At 67.3% G+C, this 15577-nt stretch carries 13 protein-coding genes; 8 read left to right on the forward strand and 5 right to left on the reverse strand.

The window, feature by feature from the left end:
- Positions 1 to 2: 2 nt before the first annotated feature.
- Entirely contained in the window at positions 3 to 827 is an 825-nt protein-coding gene (locus BLW02_RS10400; RefSeq protein ID WP_092698394.1) for an undecaprenyl-diphosphate phosphatase, read from the reverse strand.
- 319 nt (positions 828 to 1146) lie between these two features.
- Here BLW02_RS10400 and BLW02_RS10405 point away from each other — a divergent pair, with 319 nt between their 5' ends.
- Positions 1147 to 2409, forward strand: coding sequence for a putative Na+/H+ antiporter (locus tag BLW02_RS10405; protein WP_092698299.1), 1263 nt, complete (start codon positions 1147 to 1149; stop codon positions 2407 to 2409).
- 56 nt (positions 2410 to 2465) lie between these two features.
- On the opposite strand, the gene gudD is transcribed toward BLW02_RS10405, so the two are convergent.
- Together gudD and BLW02_RS10415 are read right to left on the reverse strand one after the other, a co-directional pair.
- Positions 2466 to 3803, reverse strand: a complete 1338-nt coding sequence (gene gudD, locus BLW02_RS10410; protein ID WP_092698301.1) for a glucarate dehydratase — start codon at positions 3801 to 3803, stop codon at positions 2466 to 2468.
- A 98-nt stretch (positions 3804 to 3901) separates the two neighbouring features.
- Positions 3902 to 4630, reverse strand: coding sequence for a FadR/GntR family transcriptional regulator (locus tag BLW02_RS10415; RefSeq protein ID WP_092698303.1), 729 nt, complete (start codon positions 4628 to 4630; stop codon positions 3902 to 3904).
- Positions 4631 to 4822: 192 nt separating this feature from the next.
- On the opposite strand from BLW02_RS10415, the gene kdgD reads away from it, so the two are divergent.
- The 7 genes from kdgD to garD all read left to right on the forward strand — a co-directional run bounded on the left by kdgD (position 4823) and on the right by garD (position 12892).
- A complete protein-coding gene (gene kdgD, locus BLW02_RS10420) occupies positions 4823 to 5734 on the forward strand; it encodes a 5-dehydro-4-deoxyglucarate dehydratase (RefSeq protein ID WP_092698304.1) in 912 nt (303 codons plus the stop codon).
- A 30-nt stretch (positions 5735 to 5764) separates the two neighbouring features.
- The gene (locus tag BLW02_RS10425) at positions 5765 to 6721 is read left to right on the forward strand and encodes a Bug family tripartite tricarboxylate transporter substrate binding protein (RefSeq protein WP_092698306.1); all 957 of its coding nucleotides are present in this window, start codon (positions 5765 to 5767) and stop codon (positions 6719 to 6721) included.
- Between the two features lie 107 nt (positions 6722 to 6828).
- Positions 6829 to 8259, forward strand: coding sequence for an aldehyde dehydrogenase (NADP(+)) (locus BLW02_RS10430; protein WP_092698308.1), 1431 nt, complete (start codon positions 6829 to 6831; stop codon positions 8257 to 8259).
- Between the two features lie 64 nt (positions 8260 to 8323).
- Positions 8324 to 9295 (forward strand): Bug family tripartite tricarboxylate transporter substrate binding protein, encoded by a 972-nt coding sequence (locus BLW02_RS10435; RefSeq protein ID WP_092698310.1) that lies wholly within the window; start codon positions 8324 to 8326, stop codon positions 9293 to 9295.
- A gap of 54 nt (positions 9296 to 9349) precedes the next feature.
- Entirely contained in the window at positions 9350 to 10330 is a 981-nt protein-coding gene (locus BLW02_RS10440) for a Bug family tripartite tricarboxylate transporter substrate binding protein (protein WP_092698312.1), read from the forward strand.
- Between the two features lie 13 nt (positions 10331 to 10343).
- The gene (locus BLW02_RS10445) at positions 10344 to 11288 is read left to right on the forward strand and encodes a 2-hydroxyacid dehydrogenase (protein WP_092698314.1); all 945 of its coding nucleotides are present in this window, start codon (positions 10344 to 10346) and stop codon (positions 11286 to 11288) included.
- Positions 11289 to 11314: 26 nt separating this feature from the next.
- Positions 11315 to 12892, forward strand: coding sequence for a galactarate dehydratase (garD, locus tag BLW02_RS10450; protein WP_244273671.1), 1578 nt, complete (start codon positions 11315 to 11317; stop codon positions 12890 to 12892).
- Between the two features lie 108 nt (positions 12893 to 13000).
- On the opposite strand, the gene BLW02_RS10455 is transcribed toward garD, so the two are convergent.
- Both BLW02_RS10455 and BLW02_RS10460 read right to left on the reverse strand, forming a co-directional pair.
- On the reverse strand, positions 13001 to 13894 hold the full coding sequence (locus tag BLW02_RS10455) for a DMT family transporter (RefSeq protein ID WP_092698316.1): 894 nt from the start codon (positions 13892 to 13894) through the stop codon (positions 13001 to 13003).
- A 205-nt stretch (positions 13895 to 14099) separates the two neighbouring features.
- Positions 14100 to 15545, reverse strand: coding sequence for an efflux transporter outer membrane subunit (locus BLW02_RS10460; protein ID WP_092698318.1), 1446 nt, complete (start codon positions 15543 to 15545; stop codon positions 14100 to 14102).
- Positions 15546 to 15577: the final 32 nt, after the last annotated feature.

Genomic DNA, 15577 nt, shown 5'->3' on the forward strand with positions numbered 1-15577 from the left:
TATCAGCCGGCCCACTGCACTAAGCCAGTCCATGCCGAAATCAGCACCACCACGCCAAACGCGATGCGGTAATACGCAAACGGCACAAAACTGTGGGTGCTGATGTAGCGCAGCAGCCAGCGCACGCACAGCCAGGCGCTGAAGAAGGAAAACACCAGGCCCACGGCAAACATCGGAACGTCGGCCACCGACAGCAGGGCGCGTTCCTTGTACAGGCTGTACGCCCCCGCGCCGATCAGCGTGGGAATGGCCAGAAAAAACGAGAAATCCGTGGCGGCCTTGCGCGACAGTCCCAGCAGCATGCCGCCGATGATGGTGGCGCCGCTGCGGCTGGTGCCAGGCACCATGGCCAGGCACTGCACCAGGCCCACTTTCACGGCGTCCCACGCCGTCATGTCCTCCACCTCGTGGATGCGGGTGGCCGCGGCGGGGCGGCGTTCGGCCCACAGGATGATGAAGCCGCCAATGATGAAGGCGCTGGCCACCACCACAGGGGTGAACAGATGGGCCTTGATGGCCTTGCCGAACAGCAGCCCCAGCACCACCGCCGGCACAAAGGCAATCAGCACATTGAGCGCAAACCGTTGCGCCTGCCGCTGCGTGGGCAGAGCCGCCAGCGTGGCGCGGATCTTTTGCCAGTACACCAGGATGACCGCGAAGATGGCGCCCGTCTGGATGGCAATGTCGAACACCTTGGCCTTGGCGTCGTCAAAGCCCAGCAGCGACCCCGCAAGAATCAGGTGGCCGGTGGAGGAGATGGGAAGAAACTCGGTCAGTCCTTCGACCACGCCCATGATGGCGGCCTTGACCAGCAAAACAATGTCCACGCGTGCGTCCTTCAAGCCCTTGGGGCTGGCAAAAGAGCGAATTATCCTCCGGGTGAAGCGGCATTCCGTGCACCGCAGAGGAGTTTCCTCGTCCCACAGCGCTGCCTGCGAACTTCCAGAATGAACTTGCCAGAATGGCCTGCAGCGCTTTTTCCAAATATGCTGATAGCTATTTTTTTGAAGCAATCATGGCATCCCGCTTGACACCCGTTGGCCCCAGGCGCCGCTGGTAAGATGGTGGCGGGTGTACGCGCCAGCAGGCGCGACAGGTTCATGCGCTGGTCGGGCCGCCACGCGGTTTTTTTGCGCCCGCAAACACATGACACCCACCATCCTTCAATGGATTGCCGCCGCCCTGTTCGGCATTGCCCTGCTCCACACCTTTAGCGTCAAGCATTTCGAACGGCTATCGCACCGCTTTCCGCGCCACGCAGGCCTGTTCCATCTGCTGGGCGAGGTGGAGGTGGTGTTCGGCTTCTGGGCCATGGTGCTGATCGTCGCCATGGCGCTGGTGGATGGTGGCGGGCAGGCGCTGCAATATGCCGAGTCGCGCAACTACACCGAACCCCTGTTCGTCTTCGTGGTGATGGTGATTGCCGCCTCGCGCCCGGTGCTGCGCACCGTGGTGGCCCTGGTGGATGCCATGGCCCGCGTCATGCCCCTGCCCACCCCCATGGCCACCGCCTGGCTGGGGCTCTCCGCCGTGCCGCTGCTGGGCTCGCTCATCACTGAACCGGCCGCCATGACCATTGCCGCCCTCATGCTGGCGCCGCAGATTTTTCGCAACTCGGTGCCCGAAGGCCGCAAATACCTGGCGCTGGGGGTGCTGTTCGTGAATGTGTCCATCGGCGGCACGCTCACCTCGTATGCCGCACCGCCGGTGCTGATGGTGGCCGCCACCTGGCAATGGGACAGCGCCTTCATGCTGGCCACCTTCGGCTGGAAGGCAGCGCTGGCGGTGCTGGTCAACGCCACGGTCTGCACCTTCTTGCTGCGCAAGCACCTGCCCCACCCCAGTACTCTGGCAGCCGGCCAGCAGGCCCGCGCACCCGTTTCCGCCACGGTGGCGGCCGTGCACCTGGCATTGCTGGCCGGCGTGGTGCTGTTCGCGCACCACCCGGTGGTTTTTCTGGCGCTTTTTCTGCTGTTCCTGGCCTTCACGCAGGCCTATGAACGCCACCAGAGCCCGCTCATCCTGAAAGAAGCACTGCTGGTGGGCTTCTTCCTGGCGGGTCTGGTGGTGCTGGGCGGCATGCAGCAGTGGTGGCTGCAACCCATCGTCTCCAGCCTGCAGCCGCTGGCCCTGTTCGCAGGCGCCCTCGGCCTGACAGCCATCACCGACAACGCAGCGCTGACCTACCTGGGCTCGCTGATCGAGGGCATTTCCGACCCCGCCAAATACATGCTGGTGGCGGGGGCCGTGGCCGGTGGCGGCCTGACGGTGATTGCCAACGCACCCAATCCGGCCGGCATCGCCCTGCTCAAGCGCGGCTTTGCCGATGAAACCATTGGCGCGGGCGGACTGCTGCTGGGAGCGCTGGGGCCCACGGCCGTGGCGGCGCTGGCCTTTCTGGTGCTCTGAGCTTGCCAGGGGGCCGCCCCGCTCAGGAGACGTGGCGGGCCCTCTGCGCGCGTGGTTCAACGCACCATGCAAGGCATTTTGTTATTGAACTTCCAGCCCGGGATCAGGTGCTGCATGGCTGCGGCGTCGTCCCGGGCACCCAGGCCGTGCTGCAGGTACAGTTGGTGGGCCTGCTGCACGGCATCCATGTCCAGCGCGATGCCCAGGCCAGGTTTGGCGGGCACGTCCACATAGCCGTCCCGGATCTGCAGTGGCTCCTTGGTCAGGAACTGGCCGTCCTGCCAGATCCAGTGGGTATCGATGGCGGTGACCTTGCCCGGCGCGGCGGCGGCGCAATGGGTGAACATCGCCAGCGACACGTCGAAATGGTTGTTGGAGTGCGAGCCCCAGGTCAAGTCATACATCTGGCACAGCTGCGCCACGCGCACCGAGCCCTGCAGCGTCCAGAAATGCGGGTCGGCCAGCGGAATGTCGACCGACTGCAGCTGGATGCTGTGGGCCATCTCGCGCCAGTCGGTAGCGACCATGTTGGTGGCGGTGGGCAGGCCGGTGGCACGGCGAAACTCGGCCATCACCTCACGGCCTGAAAACACACCCTCGCCGCCGCAGGGGTCTTCGGCATAGGCGACCACGTTGTGCATGTTGCGCATCAGGCGCACCGCATCCTTGAGCAGCCAGCCACCATTGGGGTCGAGGGTGATGCGGGCCTGCGGAAACCGCTCGTGCAGGGCCGTGACGGCCTCGATCTCGTCTTCGCCGCGCAGCACGCCGCCCTTGAGCTTGAAATCCTGGAACCCGTAGCGCGCCTGGGCCGCCTCAGCCAGCCGCACCACGGCCTCCGGCGTCATGGCCTCTTCGTGGCGCAGGCGCAGCCAGTCGTCAGCGGCGTCGGGCTCGCTGCGATAGTCCAGACCGGTCTTGCGGCAGTCGCCGATGTAGAACAGGTAGCCCAGCATCTGCACGCGCTCGCGCTGCTGTCCTTCGCCCAGGAGCGCCGCCAGTGGCACATTCAGGTGCTGGCCCAGCAGGTCCAGCAAGGCACTCTCGACGGCCGTGACCGCGTGGATGGTGATCCGCAGGTCAAAGGTCTGCAGGCCACGCCCGCCGCTGTCGCGGTCGGCAAAGCGCTTGCGCATGGCGTTAAGCAGCCGGTTGTAGTCGCCGACGGGCTGCCCTTCGATCAGGGCGCGGGCATCTTCCAGGGTTTGCCGGATCTTTTCGCCACCGGGCACCTCCCCCACGCCGGTGTGGCCACTGGAGTCCGTCAGGATCACCAGGTTGCGCGTGAAGAAGGGGCCATGGGCGCCGCTGAGGTTGAGCAGCATGCTGTCGCGGCCCGCGACAGGGACCACCTGCATGCGGGTCACGATGGGGGTTGGATGGGGTGTGGGCATGGGATAAAACAAAACAGAGCCAAAAGTCAACAGACATCGTACAACTAGATTGCAAATAAACCCCAAGGGAAAACCCTTGGAATTCCTTCAAAACCCGTTTAGAGGCTCCCGGCCTCGCTGCGCCGGTGCCGATCCCGGCTGTTGGAAAGATGGGTGCGCATCGCTGCGCGTGCTGCCTCAAAATCCTGCGCTGCAATCGCGTTGTAAATGCTCTCGTGCTCCTGGTTGACGCCGCGCAGATAAGCCACGCGCTCAGGCGGCGCCATGGCGGGCGCTTCCAGTCGGGTGCGCGGTATCACACCCAACCCGAGGGACTTCATCAGGTCCAGAAAATGGTGGTTCTGGGTGGCGCGGGCGATTTCCTGGTGGAACCGCAGGTCGGCGCTGGCCGCATCGCGGCCCTCTTCCATGGCCGCCGTGAAAGCCGAGAGCGCACCGCGCATCTCGCGCAGGTTGTCGTCGCTGCGCCGTATGGCGGCCAGGGCCGCGGCTTCGGTCTCGACGCTGATGCGAAATTCCAGCAGGGCAATGACGTCGCGCAAGGTTCCCAGCTGATCGGGGCTGACACGAAATGACGGCCCGCTGTCCTGGGCCAGCACGAAAGTGCCAATGCCGTGGCGGGTTTCGACCAGCCCGGCCGCCTGCAGGCGCGAGATGGCCTCGCGCACCACGGTGCGGCTCACACCGAAGGCTTCCATGAAGGAAGCCTCGGTAGGGAGCTTGCTGCCTGCAGGCAGCAGCCCGCCCCGAATGTCCTGGGTGAGCTTTTCCACCACTTCGATGGCGAGACTGCGCGGCTTGCGGCGGGGCAGGAGGGGAAGATTCATAGGGTATTCCCTAGCTTCACGGATGCCGTGATCACGTAATAATTCAATCCAACTTGTACGACAACTGATAACGTATATCAATGTCAGGTTTGACTGTAACACGCAGGCCCATCGAAATGGCACTCCTGCAACAGACCGCCCGCCCAAGCCGCTTTCCCCCGTTATTGAGCCCCTTCCACAGGAACCGCCCCGATGAATCCCCAAGACCTCAAGCAAATCATGTCCAGCGGCCTGCTGTCGTTCCCGCTGACGGACTTCGACGCCAACGGCGACTTCAACCCCAAGGGCTATGCCGCACGGCTTGAATGGCTGGCACCCTATGGCGCATCCGCCCTTTTTGCCGCGGGCGGCACGGGCGAATTCTTTTCCCTGACAGGCAGCGAATATGCAGAAATCATCAAGACCGCGGTACAGACCTGCCGTGGCAAGGTGCCCATCATTGCAGGCGCGGGCGGCCCCACGCGCTTTGCGATTGCGTGCGCGCAGGAAGCCGAGCGCCAGGGCGCGCATGGCATCCTGCTGCTGCCCCACTACCTGACCGAAGCCAGCCAGGAAGGCCTGATCAACCATGTCGAGCAGGTCTGCAAGAGCGTGAAGTTCGGCGTGATTGTCTACAACCGCAGCGTCAGCAAGCTGACCCCCGAGTCCCTGGCCATTCTGGCCGACCGCTGCCCCAATCTGGTCGGTTTCAAGGATGGCGTGGGCAACATCGAACTGATGAGCTCCATCTTCATGAAGATGGGCAACCGCTTCTCGTACCTGGGCGGATTGCCGACGGCGGAGGTGTATGCCGCTGCCTACAAGGCGCTGGGCACGCCGGTGTACTCGTCGGCGGTCTTCAACTTCATCCCCCGCACCGCCATGCAGTTCTACGAAGCAGTGCGCACCGACGACATGGCCACCCAGCACCACCTGCTGCGCGAATTCTTCCATCCGCTGCTCAATATCCGCAACCGCAAGCAGGGCTACGCCGTCTCGATGATCAAGGCAGGCGCCCGCATCGTCGGCCACGATGCCGGGCCGGTGCGCGCGCCGCTGTCGGAACTGACGCCATCCGAGTGTGAAGAACTCGCGGCACTCATCGCCAAGCTGGGCTCCCAGTAAAGCACCCTTTCCATCCAGAGGAGACACACGATGATCAGGAAAACTCTTTGCACATTCGCATTGGGCGCGCTCGCATCCACGAGCGCCCTCGCATGGCCGACCAAGCCGATCACGCTGCTGGTGCCCTTCCCGCCGGGAGGCTCCACCGACATGATCGCCCGCACCCTGTCGAGCAAGCTGCCCGATAAACTGGGCGGCACGGTGATCGTCGAGAACAAGCCCGGGGCCACCGGAACCATCGGCGCAGCGCAGGTGGCACGCAGCCCGGCCGACGGCCACACCTTGCTGGTGGCATCGCTCGGCCCCTTCGTGATTGCACCGCACCTGATCAAGGTGCCCTATGACGCACTGAAGGACCTGGACCCCATCACCGTGGCGGTGCAGGCCCCGAATGTGCTGGTGGTGCCGGCAGCATCCAGGCACAACACGCTGAGCGATGTGATTGCCTTCATCAAGACCAATCCGGGCAAGATGACCTTTGCGTCCTCGGGCAATGGCAGCAGCGACCACCTGACGGCCGAACTGTTCTGGCAGCAGACCGGCACCAGCGGCATCCATGTGCCCTACCGCGGCGGCGGTCCCGTGATGACCGATCTGCTGGGCAACCAGGTGGATGCTTCGTTCATGAACATCAATACCGCCATGCCGCAAATCCAGGCGGGCAAGCTCAAGGCACTGGCCATCACCAGCGCCAAGCGGTCCACCTTGCTGCCCAACGTGCCCACGCTGGAAGAAAGCGGCATCAAGGACGCGAACGTGTATTCATGGCAGGCCATCGCCGGCCCCAAAGGCCTGCCTGCCGACATCAAGACAAAGCTCAACACCGCCATCGCCTCGATCCTGAACGAGCCGCAAACCAAGGCCAGGCTGCTGGAACTGGGCTTCGAGATGGTGCTGAACACGCCCGAGCAGTTCGCCAGCTTCCAGGCGGCGGAATACGCCCGCTGGGCAAAGCTCATCGTGGCCCGCAAGATCACTGCGGACTGACGACCTCGACCGCCCGGATCGCGGTACCCATCGCCTGGGTGCCAGCGGTTCGGCGGTCCGCCAGCGGCTTGTCCGCACAGAATTTTCACCCTCACTCATTCGACCCCATGACCTTCCAGGACACCTCCGCCAGCCAGCTGGACGCCATCGTCAGCGCTGCCAGCCATGCGTTCGCCACGTTCGGCGCCTCGCCGGCAGCCACCCGCGCCGCCTTGCTGCGCGGCCTGGCCGACGCACTGGAATCCCAGCGCGAAACGCTGGTGGCACTGGCCGACCAGGAGACCCACCTCGGCACGGCCCGGCTCAATGGCGAGCTCGATCGCACGGCATTCCAGCTGCGCGGCTTCGCTACCCAGGTCGAACAAGGGGCGGCATTTGCCTTTACCGATGATCCGGCCGTGGCGGGTGCGCCGCCGGTGGGTCACCCGCACCTGATGCGCGTGCGCGTGCCGCTGGGTCCGGTGGCCATGTTCAGCGCGAGCAACTTCCCCTTTGCCTTTTCGGTGCTGGGCGGTGATACCGCTGCGGCACTGGCGGCCGGTTGCCCGGTCGTGGTCAAGGCACACCGCGGGCATCGCGCCCTGTCGCATGCCGTGGCCGACCTGGCGCGCGGCGTGGTCGCGGCGCAGGGCCTGCCATCCGGTGTGCTGGACATGGTGGACGGCCGCGGCGCGGAAATCGGCGTAGCGCTCGTGCAGCATCCGCTGATCGCGGCCGCCGCCTTCACCGGCTCGGTGCGCGGTGGCCTGGCGCTGGAGAAAGCGGCGCAGTCGCGTCCGCGGCCCATTCCGTTCTTCGGCGAGCTGGGCTCGGTCAACCCGCTCATTGCCCTGCCGTCGGCCCTGGCCGCCAAGGGTACCGAACTGGCCCAGGGCCTGGCCGGTTCCATCACCATGGGCTGCGGCCAGTTTTGCACCAGCCCCGGCGTCATCGTCGTGCCGCAGGGCGCGCAAGCTGACGCCTTCGTCGCGCAGCTGGCCGCTGCACTGAAAACCAGCACCCCGCACCACATGCTCACGGCGCAGATGCGCGCGGGTTTCGACGCCGGCCGCGCCGCCTGGGCCGCGCAGCCCGGTCTGGCCATCGTGCTGGGCGAGACGGCCGCCGAAGGCCTGCCGCCGCGCCCCTTCCTGGCGCAGATCGACGCCGCCGGTTTCCTCGCCAACCCGGCCTTGCATGAGGAAGTGTTTGGCCCTGCCGCCCTGGTCGTGCGCGTGGCCGGCACGGCGCAGGTGATCCAGGTGCTGCAGGCCATTGGCGGCTCGCTCACGGTGACGGTCTGGGGTGCCGACGAACCCTCCGACGAAGTGCTTGCACTGGTACGTGCCGCCTCGCAGGTGGCCGGGCGGGTTCTGTTCTCGGGCTACCCCACGGGCGTGGCCGTCTCGGCCGGCCAGCAGCATGGCGGCCCCTTCCCCTCCTCCACCCAGCCGGGCAGCACATCGGTGGGCTGGGCCGCGATGGACCGCTTTTTGCGCCCGGTGGCGCTGCAGGATGCGCCGGACTGGCTGGCCGCGCGGCAGGGCCAGCCCTGCTGACCTGGCGCCACGGCGCGGCCTGGGAGCGCGCCGTCCTTTTTTCGAGACCCCTCAGGAGACAACAATGTTCAACAAGCACCCGCTGCGCACCCTGTGCGTCCTTGCGCTGGCCGCCACGGCCACATTCACCCAGGCCCAGACCTGGCCAGCCAAGCCCCTCAAGATCGTGGTGCCGTTTCCCGCCGGCGGCACCTCGGACGTGCTGGCCCGCCTGATCGGGCTGAAGCTGTCGGAATCCCTGGGGCAGCCCGTGGTGGTGGACAACAAGCCCGGATCGAGCGGCAACCTGGGCGCCGACGCGGTGGCCAAGTCGGCACCCGATGGCTACACCCTGCTGCTGACGGACGTAGGCAACCTCTCCATCGCCCCGTCGCTGTACAAGCTGCCGTTCAATCTCGAAACCGACTTCGCGCCGGTGACCATGGTCGCCTACTCCCCCCACCTGCTGGTGACCAGCAGCCAGGTGCCCGCCAACACCACCAAGGAGCTCATCGAATGGGCCAAGTCCCAGAAGGGCAAGGTGAACTTTGCCGCGGCGGCGGGCATGGGCTCGGCCACGCACCTGGCCGGCGTGGTGTTTGCGCAGCGTGCCGGCCTGGACTGGGGCTATGTGCCCTACAAGGGCGGCGCCCAGGCCATGACCGACCTGATCGGCGGACAGGTGGACGTGACCTTCAACGGCATGGTGGCCACCTATCCGCATGTGAAGTCCGGCAAGATCAAGCTGATCGCCGTATCGAGCGCCAAGCGCAACACGGTACTGGGCGAAGTGCCCACCGTCGGTGAAACGCTGCCGGGCTTCCTCACGGGCAGCTGGCAAGGCCTTCTGGCGCCCGCCGGAACGCCGCAGCCCGTGGTGGACAGGCTCCATCAAGAGGTCCAGCGCATCCTGGCCATTCCCGAGGTCCGGGGCCGTCTGCAAGTGCTGGGCGCCGATCCCTACGACATGCCGCCTTCCCGGTTCAAGACCTGGCTGGGGTCCGAGGTCAAATCCATGGCCAAGGTGGTCAAGGACGGCAAGGTGACGCTGGAGTGAGAGGCTCCGGGGGAGCCGGGATCCCATGATCCATCTAAAAAAAGGAGACAAACCATGAAAAAACGCTGTGTAGCACTGGGCGCCATCCTCCTGCTGGGGGGTGCGCTGGCGCCGGCGCCGGCCCTGGCCCAGGTACCGTACCCCACCAAGCCGGTGACCCTGGTCGTGCCGTTCCCGCCCGGCGGCGGCACCGACACCGGCGCGCGCCTGTTGGCGCAGAAGCTGTCTGTCAAATGGGGCCAGCAGGTCATCGTGGACAACAAGGGCGGCGCCGCCGGCCAGATCGGCGCCGAGGCCGTGGCCAAGGCCCGCCCAGACGGCTACACCCTGCTGATGGGCAACATCGGCACCCAGGCGATCAACCCGGTGCTCTACCGGAAGCTGCCCTACGACCCGGACAAGGCCTTCGCGCCCATCTCGCTGGTGGCCGAACTGCCGCTGGCGATGATGGTCAACCCGTCGGTGCCGGCACAGACGGCCAAGGCCTTCATCGAGCTGGCGCGCAGCCAGCCCGGCAAGCTCAGCTACAGCAGTTCGGGCGCTGGCGGCGGTCCACACCTGGCGGCCGAGATGTTCAAGCAGGCCACCGGCACCTACCTGCTGCACGTACCCTACCGTGGTGGCGGGCCAGCCATCGCCGACCTGCTGGCCGGCCATGTGCAGCTGTCCTTCATGACCGTGATGGAGGCCAGCGGCCAGATCAAGGCCGGCAAGCTGCGCGCCCTGGCCGTGACCAGCGAGCGGCGCGTGGATGCTCTTTCCGACGTTCCGACGCTGGCGGAAAGTGCGGTGCCCGGTTTCAACTCGATTAGCTGGATTGGCGTGCTCGCGCCGGCCGGCACACCAGCGCCCCTGATCGACAAGATATCGACCGACGTGCGCGAGGTGCTCGCGCAGCCGGACGTGAAGACGCGCATCAGCGAACTCGGTGGCGTGCCCGCCGGCAGCACGCCGGCGCAGTTCACCAGCCTGATCGAAAACGATCGCCAACGCTACGCCCGCATCATCCGTGAACGTGGCATCACTACCGACTGACAGACCCTGCTCCATGAAACACCGCATCCTCCAGGCCGGACGTCTGCTGCCAGCGCTCGAAGCGCAGCTGGCCGCCGACCATGACCTGCACCGCCTCGCCGACGAGGCCGATCCCGACGCCTTCCTGGCGCGCCACGGCGCCGAATTCACCGGCCTGGTGACCTCGGCCGGCGGCGCCGGCGCCCCGACCGCGCTGATCGCCGCGCTGCCGCAGCTGCGCGTGATCTCCAGCTTCGGCGTCGGCCTGGACAAGATCGATCTGGCGGCGGCGCGTGCGCGCGCCATCGCCGTCGGCTACACACCCGACGTGCTCAACGACTGCGTGGCCGACACCGCTTTCGCGCTGATGCTCGACGTGGCGCGCCGCACCGCCGAGGCGGACCGCTTCGTGCGCGCCGGACGCTGGGCCGCCGGCGCCACCTTCGGCCTGGGCCGCAAGGTCAGCGGAGCGCGCCTGGGCATCGTCGGCCTGGGGCGCATCGGCCAGACCATCGCGCGCCGCGCCAGCGGGTTCGACATGGACGTGCGCTACCACAGCCGCCGCGCGGTGGCCGGCGTGCCCTGGGCGCACGAGCCGGCACTGGTGGAACTGGCACGCTGGGCTGACTACCTGGTCGTCATCACCGCCGGTGGCCCCGAGACCCGGCACCTGATCGATGCGGCCGTGCTCGACGCGCTGGGGCCGCGCGGCTACCTCATCAACGTGGCGCGCGGCTCCGTAGTCGACGAGGCGGCGCTGGTGCGCGCCCTGGCCGAGCGGCGCATCGCGGGTGCTGGCCTGGACGTGTTCGAGCACGAACCGCAGGTGCCGGCCGCGCTGCTGGCGCTGGACAACGTGGTGGTGCTGCCGCACATCGCCAGCGCCACCGAAGAGACCCGCCAGGCGATGGCCCGGCGCGTGCTGGACAACCTGGCCCGCTTTTATGCCACGGGGCAACTTATCTCGGCAGCGGCCTGAGCAAGGCACCCTTTTCCCCCTACACCATGAACACTCCAGACTCCCATCCGCCGGCACCCCAGCCGGTGCTGATCCGCATGCACGCGGCGGACAACGTGGCCATCGTCGCCACCGACGGCGGCCTGCCTGCCGGCACCGCCTTGCCCGAAGGCCTGGTACTGCGCGACAAGGTTCCCCAGGGCCACAAGGTCGCACTGCGTGATCTGGCCGCAGGCGAGGCAGTGGTCCGCTACAACGTGCCGGTCGGCTACGCCAGGCAGGCCATTCCGGCCGGCAGCTGGGTGCACGAGCGGCTGCTCGACATTCCCGAAGCCCGTGCGCTGCAAGGCCTGCCCATGGCCACCCGGCCGGCCCCGGCATGGGAGCCGCTCGCGAACCTCACCTTCGAGGGCTATGTGAATGCCGATGGCTCGGTGGGCACGCGCAACCTGCTGGCCATCACCACCACGGTGCAGTGCGTAGCCGGCGTGGTGGGCGTGGCCACCCAGCGCATCCGGGACGAACTGCTACCCCTGTACCCCAACGTCGATGGCGTGGTGGCGCTGGAGCACACCTATGGCTGCGGCGTGGCCATCGACGCGCCCGGCGCCGAGATCCCGATCCGCACGCTGCGCCACATCAGCCTGAACCCCAATTTCGGAGGCGAGGTGCTGGTGGTGAGCCTGGGCTGCGAAAAGCTGCAGCCCGAGCGCCTGCTGCCGCCGGGCAGCATCCCCATGCGCGACGGGCGCGAAGCCGGCCCCGATGTGGTCTGCCTGCAGCACGATGCGCATGTGGGCTTCATGTCGATGATCGACGACATCGTGGCCCGCGCCCGCCCCCACCTGGAACGCCTGAATGCCCGCAAGCGCCAGACCGTGCCCGCCAGCGCGCTGGTGGTGGGCGTGCAGTGCGGCGGCAGCGATGCGTTCTCGGGCGTCACGGCCAACCCGGCGGTGGGTCACATGGCAGACCTGCTGGTGCGCGCGGGCGCCACGGTGATGTTCTCCGAGAACACCGAGGTGCGCGATGCCGTCGAGCAGCTCACCGCCCGGGCGGCCTCGCCCCAGGTGGCCGAGGACATCGTGCGCGAACTGGCCTGGTACGACGCCTACCTCGACCGCGGCCGCGTGGACCGCATCGCCAACACCACGCCGGGCAACAAGGCCGGGGGCTTGTCCAACATCGCCGAGAAGGCCATGGGCTCGATCATCAAGAGCGGCACCGCGGCCATTGCCAGCGTGCTGGCGCCCGGCGACAAGCTGCGGCCGAACCAGAAGGGCCTGGTCTTCGCGGCCACACCCGCCAGTGACTTCATCTGCGGCACGCTGCAGCTGGCCGCGGGCATGAACCTGCATGTGTTCACCACGGGGCGCGGCACGCCGTATGGCCTGGCGGCCTGCCCGGTGGTGAAGGTGGCCACGCGCACCGATCTGGCGCGCCGCTGGCACGACCTGATGGACCTGAACGCAGGGCGCATCGCCGACGGCGAAATCACCATCGAGGAAGCCGGCTGGGAGCTGCTGCACCTGCTGCTCGACGTGGCCAGCGGCCGCCGCACCTGGGCCGAGCACTGGAAGCTGCAGAACGCGTTGGTGCTGTTCAACCCGGTCCCTGTCACCTGACCATCGAATTTTCGCCTCCCGGCGCGTTCCCCGATAAGGCAGCATGTTCGCCACGAACAGATCCCCGGCAATTCCGGGAAAAAAACGTTGGACAGGCCTGCCGCTACCCTACTTGCGCGCCAGCCACACCCCAAACACCGCCAGTCCCATGCCCACCAGCGCCAGGCCCGTGAGCGTCTCACCAAACAACGCCCAGGCAATCAGCGCCGTGGTGGGGGGCGTGAGGTAGAACAGGCTGGCCACGTTCACCGCGCTGCCTTGTCGAATCAGCACATTCAGCAAGCTGACGGCCCCCAGCGACAGCACCAGCACCAGCCAGGCCAGCGCAAAGACAAAGGCGCCCGTCCAGTGCACCTGCATGGTTTCGGTCTGGCTGGCCAGCAGCCAGGTGGCCGCCAGGCTGGGCACGAACTGAATGACCGAGCCGGTGCGCAAGTCAAACGTTGGACAGAACCGCTTCTGGTACAGCGTGCCCGCCGTGATGCCCAGCAGCGCCAATACGGCGGGCACCAGCATGGCCCACAGCGCACCGCCGGTGGTGACCGAAATGACCTTGTGCGCCACCACGAGCCCCACGCCCGCAAACCCGGTTGCCAGACCAGCCCACTGGGTCGTGCGCACCCGCTCGCCCAAAAATGCCCCGGCGCCCAAGGCGGTCAGCACTGGCTGCAAACCCACCACCAGCGCCGTGACCCCTGCAGGCAAGCCATGGCCGATGGCGATAAAAACGCCCCCCAGATACACCGCGTGGACCAGCAGGCCCGACATGCCAATGTGCAGCCACTGACGGGGAGATCGGGGCCAGGGGGCACGGGTCAGCAGGGCCAGTGCCCCCATGAGCACCAGCACCGCCCCATAGCGCAGCGAGAGAAAGGTGAGCGGCTCGGCATCGGGCAAGCCAAATTTGGCACCGATGAAGCCCGTGCTCCACAGCACGACAAAAAACAGGGGATACAGCGGGGTGAACCAACGGGCGGTGGTGGCAGGGGACGTGGTGTTCATGAAGTGGGATTTTCAGGGGCTCCGGGCTGCCGTCCCATGGGCTGGGCTGGCAACTTTACTCAGCCGTGGTTCAGCGCGCGTAACGCCTTCAACCTGGCAACGGCCGTTGAACGCGCTTGCCAGTGCGGTGATCGGGGTGCAAGGCAAGGCGTGAGGACGCGGCGGGTTACTGCCATTTTTGATTTTTTTTCACACATCACCCCATTCAGCCCGCACCCGTTCCTGCCAGCCCCCAGTCCCCCGCCACATTCTTGAGCAGCGCGTTCACCGCGGCGAGCCGCCGGTTGCGCACGTCGATCAGGCTGCGCTGGGCCGCCAGCACGGTGGTCTGGGCGCTCAGCACGTTCAGATAGCCCACGGTGCCCGCGCGGTACTGGTTGCCCACCACGTCGAGCGCGCGCTGGGCCGCCGCCACGGCCTCGGTCTGCCATTGCTGTTCCTGCGCCAGCGCCGCCGCCGCGGCCAGGTTGTCTTCCACCTCCTGCAGGGCCGTGAGCACGGTCTGGCGGTAGCTGGCGGCAGCCTGCTCGTTGGCGGCACGGGCCGCCTCCACCGCCGCGCTGCGGGCGCCGCCGTCGAACAGTGAAACGGCCAGGGCCGGACCGAGCGACCAGAACAGGCTGGGGGCGCTGAGCAGGCCGGACAGCTCCGCGCCGCGGTAGCCCGCCGTGCCCGACAGCGTGAGCGCCGGAAAGAACGCCGCGCGTGCCACGCCGATCTGCGCATTGGCTGCGGCCACGCGGCGCTCGGTCGCGGCAATGTCGGGGCGGCGCTCCAGCAATTGCGAGGGCAGCTGCGCGGGCACCACCGGGGGCGCCGGCAACGTGGCCGTGACGGGCAGGTTGAACGCCGCCGGCGCCTGCCCCACCAGCGCGGCCAGGGCGTGCTCCAGCTGGGCGCGGCTGGTTTCTGCTTCGAGCCGCTGCACCTGGGTGGATTTGTATTGCGCCTCGGCCTGGGCCACATCGGCGGCCGAGGCCACGCCGGCCTTCTGGCGGTTGCGCGTCAGCGCCCAGCTGCGCTGGTAGGCGGCCAGGGTTTCGCCCAGCAGTTGCGTCTGCAGCTCGGCGGCGCGCAGCGCGAAGTAGGTCTGCGCCACGGTGGCCTGCACCGACAGGCGCATGGCGGCCAGGTCGTCGGCACTGGCCTGGGCGCTGGCGCGCGCAGCATCCACGCTGGCAGCCACGCGGCCCCACAGGTCCAGCTCCCAGCTGGCGTTCAAGCCCAGTGCATGGCTGGTGCTGACGCGGGCGCTGCTGCTGCCGTCTGCCGCAGTGCCGCCGCTGCGGGCGCGCCCGCTGCTGGCACTGGCGCCCAGCGTGGGCCACTGGCCGGCGCTGCTGCCGGCCAGTGCGGCCTGGGCGGCGCGCAGGCGGGCCACGGACAAGGCAATGTTCTGGTTGCCGGCGGCGGCCTGTTGCTGCAAGGCATTGAGGGTGCTGTCGCCATACAGCGTCCACCACGCATCGGGCACGGCGCCACCGGGCTGCGCAGGCTGCCAGACACCGCCATCACTGGCGCTGGCAGCCTGCTTGTAGGCGGCGGGCACCGGCAGCGTGGGGCGTTCGTAGGGCGGCTGGGTGCTGCAGGCCGTGAGCAGTGCAGCGCTTACCAGCAACAATGCCTTCCAGCGCTTGCTGGAAATGCGCAAGCAGCTATCCAAACAGTAGTTATCAGGGGACA

This window comes from Acidovorax soli (assembly GCF_900107605.1).
GTDB classification, from domain to species: domain Bacteria; phylum Pseudomonadota; class Gammaproteobacteria; order Burkholderiales; family Burkholderiaceae_C; genus Acidovorax; species Acidovorax soli.

Bases quoted from the DNA above. Each gene is read 5' to 3' on its own strand.
- BLW02_RS10405 (WP_092698299.1), top strand. From the start codon at position 1,147: ATGACACCCACCATCCTTCAATGGATTGCCGCCGCCCTGTTCGGCATT.
- gudD (WP_092698301.1), bottom strand. From the start codon at position 3,803: ATGCCCACACCCCATCCAACCCCCATCGTGACCCGCATGCAGGTGGTC.
- BLW02_RS10415 (WP_092698303.1), bottom strand. From the start codon at position 4,630: ATGAATCTTCCCCTCCTGCCCCGCCGCAAGCCGCGCAGTCTCGCCATC.
- kdgD (WP_092698304.1), top strand. From the start codon at position 4,823: ATGAATCCCCAAGACCTCAAGCAAATCATGTCCAGCGGCCTGCTGTCG.
- BLW02_RS10425 (WP_092698306.1), top strand. From the start codon at position 5,765: ATGATCAGGAAAACTCTTTGCACATTCGCATTGGGCGCGCTCGCATCC.
- BLW02_RS10430 (WP_092698308.1), top strand. From the start codon at position 6,829: ATGACCTTCCAGGACACCTCCGCCAGCCAGCTGGACGCCATCGTCAGC.
- BLW02_RS10435 (WP_092698310.1), top strand. From the start codon at position 8,324: ATGTTCAACAAGCACCCGCTGCGCACCCTGTGCGTCCTTGCGCTGGCC.
- BLW02_RS10440 (WP_092698312.1), top strand. From the start codon at position 9,350: ATGAAAAAACGCTGTGTAGCACTGGGCGCCATCCTCCTGCTGGGGGGT.
- BLW02_RS10445 (WP_092698314.1), top strand. From the start codon at position 10,344: ATGAAACACCGCATCCTCCAGGCCGGACGTCTGCTGCCAGCGCTCGAA.
- garD (WP_244273671.1), top strand. From the start codon at position 11,315: ATGAACACTCCAGACTCCCATCCGCCGGCACCCCAGCCGGTGCTGATC.
- BLW02_RS10455 (WP_092698316.1), bottom strand. From the start codon at position 13,894: ATGAACACCACGTCCCCTGCCACCACCGCCCGTTGGTTCACCCCGCTG.